The 12,105-nt window shown below is 71.8% G+C and carries 16 protein-coding genes; 6 read left to right on the plus strand and 10 right to left on the minus strand.

Going from position 1 to position 12,105, the window contains the following annotated elements; genetic code table 11:
• Nucleotides 1-75: 75 nt before the first annotated feature.
• Nucleotides 76-585 (minus strand): NUDIX hydrolase, encoded by a 510-nt coding sequence (locus ACFYST_RS02395; protein WP_387859324.1) that lies wholly within the window; start codon nt 583-585, stop codon nt 76-78.
• Nucleotides 586-658: 73 nt separating this feature from the next.
• Nucleotides 659-1,528, minus strand: coding sequence for an acyl-CoA thioester hydrolase/BAAT C-terminal domain-containing protein (locus ACFYST_RS02400; RefSeq protein WP_387859326.1), 870 nt, complete (start codon nt 1,526-1,528; stop codon nt 659-661).
• 152 nt (nt 1,529-1,680) lie between these two features.
• Here ACFYST_RS02400 and ACFYST_RS02405 point away from each other — a divergent pair, with 152 nt between their 5' ends.
• Nucleotides 1,681-2,199 (plus strand): GNAT family N-acetyltransferase, encoded by a 519-nt coding sequence (locus ACFYST_RS02405; RefSeq protein ID WP_387859327.1) that lies wholly within the window; start codon nt 1,681-1,683, stop codon nt 2,197-2,199.
• Nucleotides 2,200-2,319: 120 nt separating this feature from the next.
• Here ACFYST_RS02405 and ACFYST_RS02410 read toward each other — a convergent pair whose 3' ends face one another.
• From ACFYST_RS02410 to ACFYST_RS02420, 3 genes are all read right to left on the minus strand, one after another.
• Nucleotides 2,320-2,811 (minus strand): hypothetical protein, encoded by a 492-nt coding sequence (locus ACFYST_RS02410; protein ID WP_387859329.1) that lies wholly within the window; start codon nt 2,809-2,811, stop codon nt 2,320-2,322.
• Between the two features lie 81 nt (nt 2,812-2,892).
• Nucleotides 2,893-3,429, minus strand: a complete 537-nt coding sequence (locus ACFYST_RS02415) for a GNAT family N-acetyltransferase (RefSeq protein ID WP_387859330.1) — start codon at nt 3,427-3,429, stop codon at nt 2,893-2,895.
• A 55-nt stretch (nt 3,430-3,484) separates the two neighbouring features.
• A complete protein-coding gene (locus tag ACFYST_RS02420) occupies nt 3,485-4,021 on the minus strand; it encodes a GNAT family N-acetyltransferase (RefSeq protein ID WP_387859331.1) in 537 nt (178 codons plus the stop codon).
• A 233-nt stretch (nt 4,022-4,254) separates the two neighbouring features.
• On the opposite strand from ACFYST_RS02420, the gene ACFYST_RS02425 reads away from it, so the two are divergent.
• Nucleotides 4,255-4,515, plus strand: a complete 261-nt coding sequence (locus ACFYST_RS02425; protein WP_387859333.1) for a hypothetical protein — start codon at nt 4,255-4,257, stop codon at nt 4,513-4,515.
• Here ACFYST_RS02425 and ACFYST_RS02430 read toward each other — a convergent pair.
• A complete protein-coding gene (locus tag ACFYST_RS02430) occupies nt 4,475-5,083 on the minus strand; it encodes a TetR/AcrR family transcriptional regulator (protein ID WP_387859334.1) in 609 nt (202 codons plus the stop codon). The genes ACFYST_RS02425 and ACFYST_RS02430 overlap by 41 nt on opposite strands.
• A gap of 55 nt (nt 5,084-5,138) precedes the next feature.
• Here ACFYST_RS02430 and ACFYST_RS02435 point away from each other — a divergent pair, with 55 nt between their 5' ends.
• Complete coding sequence (locus ACFYST_RS02435) at nt 5,139-5,996, plus strand: alpha/beta fold hydrolase (protein WP_387859335.1); 858 nt, start codon at nt 5,139-5,141, stop codon at nt 5,994-5,996.
• Between the two features lie 7 nt (nt 5,997-6,003).
• Here ACFYST_RS02435 and ACFYST_RS02440 read toward each other — a convergent pair whose 3' ends face one another.
• A complete protein-coding gene (locus tag ACFYST_RS02440; protein ID WP_387859336.1) occupies nt 6,004-6,762 on the minus strand; it encodes a hypothetical protein in 759 nt (252 codons plus the stop codon).
• 59 nt (nt 6,763-6,821) lie between these two features.
• Nucleotides 6,822-7,580, minus strand: coding sequence for a BTAD domain-containing putative transcriptional regulator (locus ACFYST_RS02445; RefSeq protein WP_387859337.1), 759 nt, complete (start codon nt 7,578-7,580; stop codon nt 6,822-6,824).
• 301 nt (nt 7,581-7,881) lie between these two features.
• Between ACFYST_RS02445 and ACFYST_RS02450 the strand changes: the two genes are divergently transcribed.
• From ACFYST_RS02450 to ACFYST_RS02460, 3 genes are all read left to right on the plus strand, one after another.
• The gene (locus ACFYST_RS02450) at nt 7,882-8,292 is read left to right on the plus strand and encodes a hypothetical protein (protein WP_387635469.1); all 411 of its coding nucleotides are present in this window, start codon (nt 7,882-7,884) and stop codon (nt 8,290-8,292) included.
• 263 nt (nt 8,293-8,555) lie between these two features.
• A complete protein-coding gene (locus tag ACFYST_RS02455; RefSeq protein WP_387859339.1) occupies nt 8,556-8,972 on the plus strand; it encodes a hypothetical protein in 417 nt (138 codons plus the stop codon).
• A gap of 147 nt (nt 8,973-9,119) precedes the next feature.
• Nucleotides 9,120-10,091, plus strand: coding sequence for a hypothetical protein (locus ACFYST_RS02460; protein WP_387859341.1), 972 nt, complete (start codon nt 9,120-9,122; stop codon nt 10,089-10,091).
• Nucleotides 10,092-10,143: 52 nt separating this feature from the next.
• Here ACFYST_RS02460 and ACFYST_RS02465 read toward each other — a convergent pair whose 3' ends face one another.
• On the minus strand, nt 10,144-11,376 hold the full coding sequence (locus tag ACFYST_RS02465) for a helix-turn-helix domain-containing protein (RefSeq protein WP_387859342.1): 1,233 nt from the start codon (nt 11,374-11,376) through the stop codon (nt 10,144-10,146).
• Between the two features lie 136 nt (nt 11,377-11,512).
• Complete coding sequence (locus tag ACFYST_RS02470; RefSeq protein ID WP_387859343.1) at nt 11,513-11,905, minus strand: VOC family protein; 393 nt, start codon at nt 11,903-11,905, stop codon at nt 11,513-11,515.
• Nucleotides 11,906-12,105 lie beyond the last annotated feature (200 nt).

The following is a 12,105-nucleotide window of genomic DNA, read 5'->3' on the forward strand; positions in this document are numbered from 1 at the left end:
CGGCGTGCCGGTCGAGCAGGTTCCGGTGCTCGCTGCTGCTCGCCCGGGTCCGCACGATGCTCCGACCCCTGCCCGTCACCCGGCCCCCGAGTCCGCGTCCTCGTCGAAGTCGCCCAGGTGGAGCGGCACTTGGCCGGTGCCGTCGCGGAGCAGCTCGGTCAGGTGGTGGGCCAGCCGGCGGGGGCGGACGGTCTGCTCGGTGGTGGCCAACTCCTCGATGCTCCACCAGTGGTGGCCGTAGCGGGCCTCCTCGGTGTCGATCCGCGCCGCTGCCGCCTCGGCGGCGGTGAGGCGGCAGAGGCGGTACTCCTCGGACTGGTCGAAGTGCCGGCCGTCGACGCTGAACCGGGTGCGACGCGTCCAGGCGAGCGGGCCGAGCCGGTCGGCCGCCACCGTCAGCGTGGTCTCCTCGCGCAACTCCCGTACGGCGGCGGCCAATGCGTCCTCGCCGTCCTCGATCCCGCCGCCGACGGTGAACCACCAGCGGGCGCCGTCACGACGCGGATCACGGCCGCAGAGCAGCAGCAGGCGGTCGCGGTCGTCGAGCAGCAGGATGCGGGAGGTGCGGCGCCGGTGCAAAGTCATGGGGCGCCACGTTACCGGCGGCCCTTGTGCGCCGGCCCGGCCGGCAGCGGCGTCGCGGCGAAGTCGGCTTCTGTCAGCCGGAGTTGAGCCCCCGACGAAGCAGGTCGAGCATGGCGGCCCAGGCTGCTTCGCCGAGCAGGGATTCGCCGTGGGCCGTCCCTCCGTAATCAAAGACCGCCGAGGGTGTGGCGGGGCCTTCGCCCGGGAAGCACAGCCGGTGTCCGGCGTCGTCGCGGCTCACCAGGCGGACCTGGGCGCCAACTGTCCGGCGGCGTGCGGCCAGTTGCTCGGCATAGCGCAGGGACGGCCACATCTGGTCGTCGCCGCCCGCGACCAGCAGGAGCTCGGCGGACATCTTCTCCACCGGGATCGCGGCGGCGTCCAGGCGCTCGGCGTAGGTCCGCTCGCTGAGTTCGTACCAGCCGAGGATCGACACCGGACCGTCGCCATGCCCCTCGGGCTCCCAGCGGTCGCCGGCCAGCGGAACGAAGGGCACCGGCCGCCCCTGCCACGTCCAGGAGGACCGCCAGGGCTGGTTCTGCCCGTCCAGCCCCGGGCCCACGTTGCACCAGACCAGCGAAGTCGGCGAGAGGGCCACCACCGCGTCGACACGCGGCTCGTGGACCGCGGTGAGCAGCGCGGCCTCGGCGCCCTTCGACACGCCGAGGATGCCGATACGTTCCGCGCCACGGGCTCGCAGCAGATCGACGGCCGCCACGAAGGTCTCCAGCGGCACCTCGCAGATCCCCGGCGGCTGCCCCGGCCCGCCGAACCAACGGATGGCCAGCGCAAGGAACCCCTGCTCGGCGAGCAGCCTCGCCCGCACGCGGTCCACCCGCCCGCTCGACCCGGCCAGCACGAGGACGCCCGTGCCGTTGCCCGCGGCCGGCTCCATCAGGACCCCTTCCCAGGGGGTCGTCAGTTCGTGTTCGACAACGGTCACGGATTTCTCCTGATTCGGAAGGGAGTTGAGTTGAAGGCCGGCCAAGGAGTCGCACAGGTGGGCGCGTTCGGCAAGCTCCGGGTGGGGCCGGAGACGGTCTTGGAACGATTGTGCCGTGTGAGGGAAGGTCGGGTGTCTGACATGCTGGGCGCGTGACAACGACTGGTTCTTCGATCCGCCTGGCGCGTCCTGAGGACGCGTCCGCTCTGGTGGCCCTGCAGCAGGCGCTGGACCACGAATCGGAGTTCATGCTGCTGGAGCCCGGCGAGCGGGAGCCCGATCCGGAGTCGGTGGAGGCGCGTCTGGCCGGTTGTGCCGACGGCCGGGACCCGTCGTATCTGGTCGTGGCGCTGACCGGGCCGGTGGTGGTCGGCTATGTCGATGTCACCGTACTGCCCTTCACCCGGGCCCGCCGGAGCGGCTACGTGGTGGCCGGTGTACGCGCCGATCACGCCGGCCGGGGCCTGGGCCGGGCGCTGATGGAGAGCGCGATCCGGGAAGCCGGCTCGCGCGGGATGGGCCGTCTGGAACTCACCGTGATGGAACACAACCACCGTGCTCTCGGTCTCTATCTGCGGTGCGGCTTCCAGGTCGAGGGGCTGCGAAGGGCCGCGCTCGACGTGCACGGCCGCCGAGTCAGCGAGTACTACATGGGACTGCTCCTGGACTGAGCCCTCGCGGGTCGCGTTCACGGGTGGCGGACGGTGATGACGGTGTCGGCGTCGGCAAGGTCGAAGACGGCGTCGGCGTGCGAACTCAGTGACAGCGACGGCGTCGGGCATCCGCAAACCCTACGGTCGGGGGTCGGCGCCCCGGTGTACGGACGAAGACATGACCCGGCCGGAGGTGGAGACGGTGATGTCCACGCGCACGGCCATCTGCACGTTGTCGGCGTTGGACCGGCGGTAGCTGAGCAGGTAGGCGCCCGGGGTGTCGGTCGGGGTCAGCGTCGGGGTCAGCGTCGGGGTCAAGCCCCCTCGCGGTACCTCGGTCTCGTCAGCCGCGGCAACCACGCCGAAGCCCGCCGCATCGTGATGGAGCGGCACGTACAGCCAGATGACGGCCGTGACTGCCGCAAGGCCGGTGCCGGTCGTGGCCAGGCCGTGCAGCACGTCACGGCGGCCGAACAGCGGCCCGCGACGGCGGAGCCACAGCCAGACGACCGCGGCCGCCGTGCCGATGAGCGCACCGAGTGCGTTGTCGACGAGGTCCGCTCCGTCGCAGGCGCGGCCGTGCCCAGCAGGGTCTGGCCGACCTCGGTCGCGGCGGAGAGCACCGTGCACGCCGCGAGGACGGTCAGGGGCCGGCTGCCCGAAAACCTATCGCACGCCCTGATCTTGAACGGCAGTGCGTAGGCGGGGGGTTCAGCGGGGTTGCCGGACGCCGAACCACTGCTCGGCGGTGAACTCCTCGAACCGTTCGACCTCGGTGAACCCGAGCTTCGTCGCGAGCCGCATCGCCCGGTCGTTGGCGGACTGCGTGCAGAGCACCACCGGCTCGCCGGGAAGCGCGCCGTCGAACCAGCCGAGGACGGCCGTGCACGCCTCGGCGGCGTACCCGCGTCCCCACGCCTGCGGCAGGAACAGGTAACTGAGTTCGGCCTCCTCGCCCTCCGGACGGACGTGGCCGGGGCGGTCCGCGTCGCGCCGGTCGAGCGTGACGAGACCGATGGCCGTGCCGTCGAGCTCGACCGCGAACAGGCCGGGCTGCCGGGTCGGCGTCTCGGGCACCGCCCGCTCGACCTCCGCGCGCGGACGGGCGCCGCCGAGGTACGTACGGACCTCGGGCGAGCTGAACAGGTCGACCACCGCCGCCCGGTCGCGGGCCTCGGGCTCGCGGAGGACGAGCCGCTCGGTGCGGATCGGGGCGGGCGGCCAGGCGGTGACTCCAAGATCGGTCATGCCCGAAAACCTACCGCACGCCCTGATCCTGAACGGCAGTGCGCAGCTGGGGGGTTCAGCGGGGCCGGCGGACGCCGAACCACTGCTCGGCGTCGTACTCCTCGAACCGCTCGACCTCGGTGAACCCGAGCTTCGTCGCGAGCCGCATCGCCCGGTCGTTGGCGGTCTGGGTGCAGAGCACGATCGGCTCGCCGGGGAGCGCGCCGTCGAACCACTCGAGCGCGGCCGTGCACGCCTCGGCGGCGTACCCGTGGCCCCACGCCTGCGGCAGGAACATGTAGCCGAGTTCGGCCTCCCCGCCCTCCGGACGGACGCGGCCGGGGCGGTCGGCCGGGCGCACCTCCAGGGTGACCAGGCCGATCATCGTCCCGTCGAGCTCGGCCACGAACACCCCGGACCGCTGCCCGGGCACCTCCGGCACCGCACGCTCCAACTCCTCGCGCGGGCGGGCGCCCCCGATGTGCGTCCCGACCTCCGGCGAGGCGAACAGGTCGACGAACGCGGCCCGGTCGCGGGCCTCGGCCGGCCGGAGCACCAGCCGCTCGGTGGCGACGGGAGCGGGCGGCCAGGCGACAGTTCCATGATCACTCATGCCGGGCAACCTACCCGGGGCCGCTCGACTCGCGGGCCGGAACAGCCAGTTCGGGGATCGCCGCCGCCCGTAGTGCTCCACGGGGTCGGCAGTCGGCCGGGCGCGGCCGGTCCGGCGGCGCGGTCACGTACCTCGACGACCGGCGTCGGGGCCGACCGGACGGATCGTCAATCGGCAGGCACGAACACCTGGTGCAGGATGGGGTCAACAGCGTGCTCCCGGAAGAAGCTCTCGTGGTCGACCCCGCTCTCAAAGCCGCCCTGGTCCGCCTGCGGGCCGTGAAGTCGCAGCGGCCGACCGGCGCGGAGCCCCGCGAGCTGGCCGACTGGTGGGAGAAGATCGCCGATTTGCTGGATTCGCTTGCGGCTGTGTTCCTCTTCGAGGACGACCGGGTCAAGGCAGCAGCGGAGGCCGAGGCGGCGCGGGCCCGGGCGGACGAGATCAGGGAACGCCTCAACCAGCAGGCGCGAACAGCTCGTCGAGGTGGTGGGTGAGGACGGCGAGCGCGGCCTCGCCGTCGCGTTGGCCGCCGAGGACGCTCTGGCCGAGGCCGTTGACCATGGCGGCGAGTCCGGCGGCGGTGATCTCGGGGTTGCGGGCGGGGGAGAGGGAGCCGTCCTGCTGGGCGGCGTGGAGCTGCTTGGTGAGGAAGGACTCCAGCAGGTCGGCCTGGCCGGTGCCGTGCTTCTCCAGCGCCGCCGGGTCGTTGAGGACCAGGGCGTAGTACGCGGTGTAGGTGCGGGCGATGCGCCGGCTCTCGGCGTCGGTGGGCAGGATGCAGGCCAGCACGGCGGTGATCAGCGAGCGCGGGGTGGGCGGGTTGCCGGCGGCGGCGATCCAGCGGGCCATTCGGGCCTGGAGTTGGGCGCCGAGGCGGGCGAGTGCGTCGAGCAGCAGGCCCTCCTTGGTCTCGAAGTAGTACTGGACCAGCCGCAGTGACACGCCGGCCTCGGCGGCGACCGCGCGCATGCTGGCGGACTGCAGTCCTTGGGTGTCGGCGATCCGGAGCAGCGCCTCGGCGATCTGCCGTCGGCGCTCCTCGTGTTCGACCTTCGTGTTCATGATCCGGCCTCCCTGGTACACCCGTATCATGCCGTGATACACATGTACCATGCGAATGAGCGAGTTCAGGAACGCCCAGGCCGCCGCTCGATTCCAGGCCGCCTACGACCATGCCCTGGCCACCCTCTGGCCCGGCCCGCGCACCGCCATCGACGTCCCCGGGCCGTACGGCACCACCCGCGTCCACCGCACCGGCACCGAGAGCGGGCGGCCGATCGTGCTACTCGCGGCCTCCGGCGGCAACTCCCTGATGTGGCACCACCACCTCGGCCAACTCGCCGAGCACCACCCGGTGTTCGCCCTCGACCCGATCGGCGAACCGGGCGCCAGCACACAGACCGCGCCGATCGCCGACGGCGCGGACGCCGCCGCCTGGCTGGACGGCGTCCTCGCCGAACTCGGCCTCACCGACGCCCACTTGGTCGGCTGCTCGTACGGCGGCTGGGTCGCGCTCCAGCACCAACTGCACCACCCGGGCCGGGTTGGCGCATTGACGCTGCTCGACCCGGCCGGATTCAACGGCTTCGGCTTCCGCTTCTACGCCTGGCTGATCGCCGGCGGCCTCGCCGCGTCCGCACCCCGCGCGCTGCGGCCCCGGCTGGCCCGCGCGGTCGGCAACAGTGCCGTACTGGAAGAGGAGTTGACGCGGTTGTCCCGCGCCGCGATGGGCTTCCGTCGCGCCCTGCCCGTCCCGCCGGTGCTCACCGACGAGGAACTGCGCCGGATAGACCTGCCCGCACTGTTCCTGCTCGGCGCACGCAGCGCACTGCACGACTCCGCGGAGGTCGCCGCCCGGCTCGAACGCGTGCTGCCCAGTGCCCGGGTGGAGATCGTCCCGGACGCCGGGCACTCGCTGCCGATGGACGCGCCCGACCTGGTCACCGAGCGGATCCTTGCCCGGAGCCGGACCTGACGTCACGTCACATCGCGGCCCGCCCCGCGCCGTTGGCGTCTCGCGCCGCCACCGCGCACTGCCAAGTCGCGTACAGCAGAACCGCGGTGACGGCATCCATCAGGACGTTGACCAGTGGCTGAGTCAGCTGCATCGTGATCACATAGAGGTAGCTGAAGCCGCTGTAGAACGAGGACATCGCCATCGAGAGCACGAACGACGAGACCACTGCCGGGATCAGCGTGATGGCGATGACGCGCAGCACCGTCCGCCAGTCGCCGCGCAGCACCGCCCAGGCCCGGCGCACGCCCGCACCCTCCATCAGCACCGCCGTCGGCAGCAGCGTGAGTGCGATCGCGCCGAGCAGTGCGGCCAGATCGAGCACCATGCCGCCCGGCGGGAGCAGCAGCGCGGAAGCGGCGCTGTTGCGGGTGGACTCGGGGAAGAGGAAGCTCGTCATGATCACCAAGTGGCGGGCGCGCGGCACCAGCAGGGCCACGGCCAGCAACGCCACCCCGGCCCCCGCCCTACCCAGCAGGCCCCGGCGGCCCGACAGCAGCTCCAGCTTCGGCGCCCACACCAGGGCCGAGACCGCCGCCCCGACCAGTATCGGCAGCACCAGGGTGATCGCCAACGGGGCTTCGACCGCCGATCCGATGAACCCCAACGTCCACTCCGCGACCACCGGCACCAAAGCCAACAGCAACAGCCGCCACCAGCAGGCCGCAGCCCGCGACTTGACGATTCCCCACCAGCTCGCGTCCGTGCGCGTCTCTTCGTACACCACGCGGTGAGGGTAGCGGCCCGCGACCGGAGTGGTGGCCGCCGGGGTTCGCCGAACGGGCGTCAGGACGCGGCCCAGGTGAGCACCGCGGTGCCGCCGTGCAGGATCTGGCGGTGCACCTCGCGGAGTTCGGGACCGGGTTCGACACCGATGGCGTCGGCGAGATGGCGCCAGACCCGGTGGTAGGCGGCGAGGGCCTCGGACGGGCGGCCGGAGCGGGAGAGCGCCGTCATCAGCAGCGCCCAGAACCGTTCCCGGTCGGGGTGGCGTGCGGTCAGCTTGCGGAGCTCGGCGACGGCGGTGCCGGTGCGGCCCAGACGGAGCAGCGCCTCGACGCGCAATTCGCGGACATCGAGGCGGAGTTCGGAGAGGCGGACGGCCTCCTCGTGGTGCAGGACGGCACAGGCGATGTCGGCGAGTGCCGGGCCGCGCCACAGCGCCAGGGCCTGATCGAGGGAGCTCAGGCCATCGCCCGGACAGCCCTCCCGGACCTCGTGCGCGCCCTGCTCGTACAGCCGGACGAACCGGTGGGCGTCGAGCTCGGCATCGGTGATCGACAGCCGGTAGCCGCCGGAGCCGGTCTCCAGCCGCGGCCCGAGCGGCCCGAGGGCGCGCCGCAGCCGCATCACGTAGCTGCGCAGCGTGGTGGCGGCACCGGCCGGCGGGCGGCCGTCCCAGACGAGTTCGGCCAGCGTGTCACTCGGAACGAAGCCGGGCCGCAGTAACAGGGCCGCCAGCAGGACGCGTTGGCGGGGGGCCGGTAGCGGGCGCGGTCCGGAGTGATCGGAGATCACCAGGGGGCCGAGTATCCCGAAGTGCATCTGTTCCTCCTCGTGTGCGGGTGGACCCGGGACCGCGGCCCGGGACGGGGAGTTGTCGATCGCCCCTGCCTACCCATGGTTCGACGGAGCGAGCCACGCCGATGCCGCCGATCAATCAATTCCGGTCAACCGGACAGCCGGACCCGCAGGTCGGGGCGGGTTCCTGGACGCCACGCAGGTGCGACGGGTATGCCACGGGCCTGACGAAGGATGGGCTTCGCGGGGCCACCGATCACTGGAGGGGCCCGCGACCACTCCGGTGCCGGATGTTCCGGCACCGCTGTTGAGGGAGGACCACGGGATGCGTCTTCGCAAGCTCATCGCGGCGGCCGGCATAGCCACCACGGTGGCCGGCTTCGGCCTGGTCAACGCCGGTGAGGCCTCGGCCTTCAGTGTCGACTGCAGCAACTACAACGCCTGCCTGTACTACAACTCCGCGGCGTACGGCTACGGTGCCTACTACGAGCAGCAGCCCAACATCTCGGACTACGCGGGCCTCACCTTCCGCGCCGGCAACAACGGCAGCTCCGGCGCCGGTGTCGCGGTGAAGAACCACGCTGCGGCGGTCGACAACCGGTGGATCGGCAACTTCACGATCTACTACAACAGCAACTACAACTGCTCCGTCGCCTGCCAGACCATCGGGGCCAACACCCGGGTGGACCTGAACGCCTCGGTGAAGAACAACAACGCCTCGGGCAGCTTCGGCTGAGCCGACGCATCAGCAACTGACTGAACGTCAGTAGAGCTGCGGCCCCGGGTCGTTCGCGCGACCCGGGGGCCGTGCTCCGCTCCGGCCGGTCGGCTCGGGCCGGGGTCGCTGCGCCGCCCCGACTTCGAGGAGTACCCACCCATGCCCCGCCGCAGGCGCTGCGCGTCACGGGGCCGACGAAGCGGGGTCACCGAATGCTGGAGGGCCCCGCGGCCGCTTTGGTGCCGGACGTTCCGGCACCGTCGTCGAGGAAGGACCACGGGATGCGTCTTCGCAAGCTCATCGCCGCGGCCGGCGTCTCCACCGCGGTGGCCGGCCTCGGCCTGGTCAACGCTGGTCAGGCTTCGGCCTTCGGCGCCGACTGCGCCGGGAACACCCATGCCGTCTGCCTGTACTACAACGACTCCGCGCACGGTTACGGTGCCTACTTCATGCAGACCGGAGACATCCCGGACTACACGGGCTACACCTTCCAGGCCGGCCTGAACGGTGCTGCCGGTGCCGGTGTCGCGGTGAAGGGCCACGTCGCGGCCGTCGACAACTGGTACGGCGGCACCTTCATCTTCTACTTCAGCAACAACTACAACTGCTCCGTCGCCTGCCAGGCCATCCCGCCCTGGTCCAGGGTGGACCTGAACACCTCGCTGAAGAACACCAACGCCTCGGGCAGGTTCAACTGAGCCGACGCGTTGTCAGCCGATTCACGTCGGTGAAGCTGCGGTTCGCGCCGCCCGCCCGACCGAAGCTCCGCCCGACCGAAGCTCCGCCCGACCGGTCCAGGCCCCCAACTGCTCTGCCGCCGCCCCGACTTCGAGGAGTATTCGCCCGTGCCCCGCCGCCCGCGCCGTTCCCGCCGTACCTCCGGCCTGCTCGTCCTGCCGCTGCTGCTGGCCGCCGGCTGTGCGGGCGCCAACGCCGCTTCGTCGCACGCCGGTTCCGCGAGCCTGCCGCCGCTGCCGAAGCCCTCGGTGGGTGTCGCGCCGGTGACCGACTCCGCGAATGCGCTGCCGCTGCCGCTGGACGGCTACCTGCTCAACCCGGCACAGATCGCCTCCGTGCAGCAGGCACAGGCGAAGCTGGTCGACGCCTGCATGGCCGGGTTCGGCCTGGACTTCCACTTCCCCCCGGCGCCCAAGGAACTGCGCGAACCGGACGCCCCGACCACTCGGGTCGACGGACGGTACGGCCGGCAGAACGCGCAGTTGATGGCCCGCTGGGGCTACCACCCGGAGGGCGGCACGCCCGCCGACGGCGGCGTCCAGAAAACGACGCCACCCCCGGAGGTCATGGTGGCCGAGACCGGAACCGACAAGCCGACGGAGCGGTTCGGGCCCGGTGGGCAGGTGATCAACGGTCACAAGGTGCCCGAGCGCGGCTGTCTGGGGCAGGCCAACCGTCGGCTGACCGATACCCCCGACGGGCAGATCGGCGACCCGCAGAGCGCGATCGACGCGAAGTTCCGCACCATGGGCGCCGCGCAGGACGATCCGCGCACGCAGGCCGCGTTCGCGCAGTGGGCGGCGTGCATGAAGGAGCACGGTGTCGCCGAGTACACCGATCCGCTTGCGGCGATGTCCGACTCCGAGTGGATGCGCACCCCGCAGCCCGGCGAGCGCGAGCTGAAGGTGGCGGGCGCGGACGCCGACTGCCGGCACCGCGCCAACGTGGTGGGGATCTGGTACAGCGTCGACTACGCCTACCAGCAGGAAGTCGTGGACGCCGACCCGGCCGGGATGGCGAAGATCAAGGCCGGGCTGGAGACGCAGGTCCGCAACGCCGCTGAGGTGCTCGGAAGTTGACGACGGCCGCCGTTCGCCGGGACCCGCAGGTGGGCGGGCCCCGGCGCTCGGCTCAGCCGTTGATCGGATAGCGGCAGGCCTCCGCACGGGCGGCCTGCAGGGCGTCGCCGGTGAGGGTGTCCGGCCGGCCGGTCTGCCCGGTGCCGACCAACAGGGCGTCCGAGACATCGGTCGGCGCCTGTCCGCCCAGGCAGGCGGCGGCCACTACCGGGACGTCCGGCTGCCCCTCGGCGGCCGAGCCGGGCTGCCAGGTAGTGCGGAACTCCTGCTTGGCAGTGGTCATCGCCAGCTGGTGCCAGTGCGGCCGGTCGGCACCGCGGTCCTGGTAGTAGGCGGCGAACCCGACGATGCCCAACTGGTGCCCGCTGACCGAGAGTTCGACGGTGGTCGGGTCGGCGGCGAAGGGACGGGCGGTGAGTGCCAGGTCGGACGGGCCGGGGAGCCCGCCGGGACAGGCGGCGGGCGGCAGTTCGCGCGGCGGGTTGCCGTGGACGACCGCGGAGGAGATGTATCCGTCGCCCAGCTTGAACCAGCGCAGGTCCGGCGAGTTGCCGGTGGCGTCGATCACCACGTCGCCCAGGCAATAGGCGGTGAACTTCAACCGGCAGCCGGCCGGGAGCTCCTGGAGCACCTGCCCGCCCAGTGAGGGCGCGTCCCGGACCCGGGTGGTGTCGGTGTACGTCCGGCCGCCGAAGCCGCCTTTGCTGCTGACGGGTTTCGGGCATCCGGGCGGGAGCAGGGCCAGCCGGTCCGAATTCTCGGTGGAGAGGTGGAGTGCGAGCATGCTTCCCGCCAGCGCCGTCACCACTCCGGCGGCCAGTGCGACCGGGCCGCGCCACGGCCGTTTCGGCACCGGCTGCGTGAGGTCGAGCGAGACCGTGGTGAACGTTTCGGCGGGTACGGGTAAAGAGTGTAAAGAGCCGAGCGGAGTGGTCGCGGTGGCGGTTGCGGTCATCGTGGCGGTGGACTCCCGTACCGCAGCGGCGAGTTCGGCATCGGCCGGGTCGCGACGGAGGCCGGTGAGTTCGGCTTCCAGCCGGTGCCAGCGGCGGCGCCAGTCCTCCTCGTCGCCCTGGCAGGCGCCGACGAAGGCGAGCGTGACCTCCAGGCTGGGGCGGCGCAGACCGGCGGCGGCGTCGCTCAAGGTGGTGGCGCTGAAGCCGGCGACGCGGGCGAGGGACCGGTAGGTGGGGTTGCCGACGGACTCCCGGAGCTCGCGCAGGCCATGGGCGAAGGCCTGCAGTGGCCCGTCGGTGGGGTCGAGGGGGCGTGGTCTACGGGCCAACGTGACTCTCCTGCGAAAGGGGACAAGGCGGGCGTTCGTATAGACCAGATACAGCCCGCCATTCTCCATGATCGGAGAGCGACCGACAACCAAAAGTTTCGCAATCGAAGGGTGGAGACGTGGTACGCCCCTTCGGTCACGGCCCGGGGCGGACGATCTGCACCAGATTGCCGCAGGTGTCGTTGAACACCGCCGCCGTCACCGGCCCGAGTTGGGTCGGCTGCTGGGTGAACTCCACGCCGAGGGCACGCAGTCGCTCGTACTCGGCCTGCACGTCGTCCACCGCGAACGAGACGGCCGGAATGCCGTCCGCGACCAGTGCCTCCTTGTACGGCGGGACGGCCGGGTGTCCCGACGGCTCGAGCAACAACTCGGTGCCCGCCGGCTGCTCCGGCGACACCACCGTCAACCACCGGGCGCCGCCGCCCAACGGCACGTCGTGCTTCACCACGAACCCCAGCACCTCGGTGTAGAAGCGCAACGCCCGCTCCTGGTCCTCGACGAACACCGAGGTGATGTAGATCCGCATCCCGCCGCCCTCCAAGCCTCGCCGCCGACCCACCGACCCTACGGCCGACCCCACACCACCGGCCTGCGGCGCGCCGGGCGCGGACGAACGCAGAAGTGCGGTCAGAAACGGGAATTTCGCGATGGGTTACTCCGGGCATCGCCCCCCCTGCGGCTGACTGACCTCACCCGCCCGCGGCACGCCGGGCGCAGCCGACCCGG

Source organism: Kitasatospora sp. NPDC004614 (genome assembly GCF_042873675.1).
Classification (GTDB): Bacteria; Actinomycetota; Actinomycetes; order Streptomycetales; family Streptomycetaceae; genus Kitasatospora.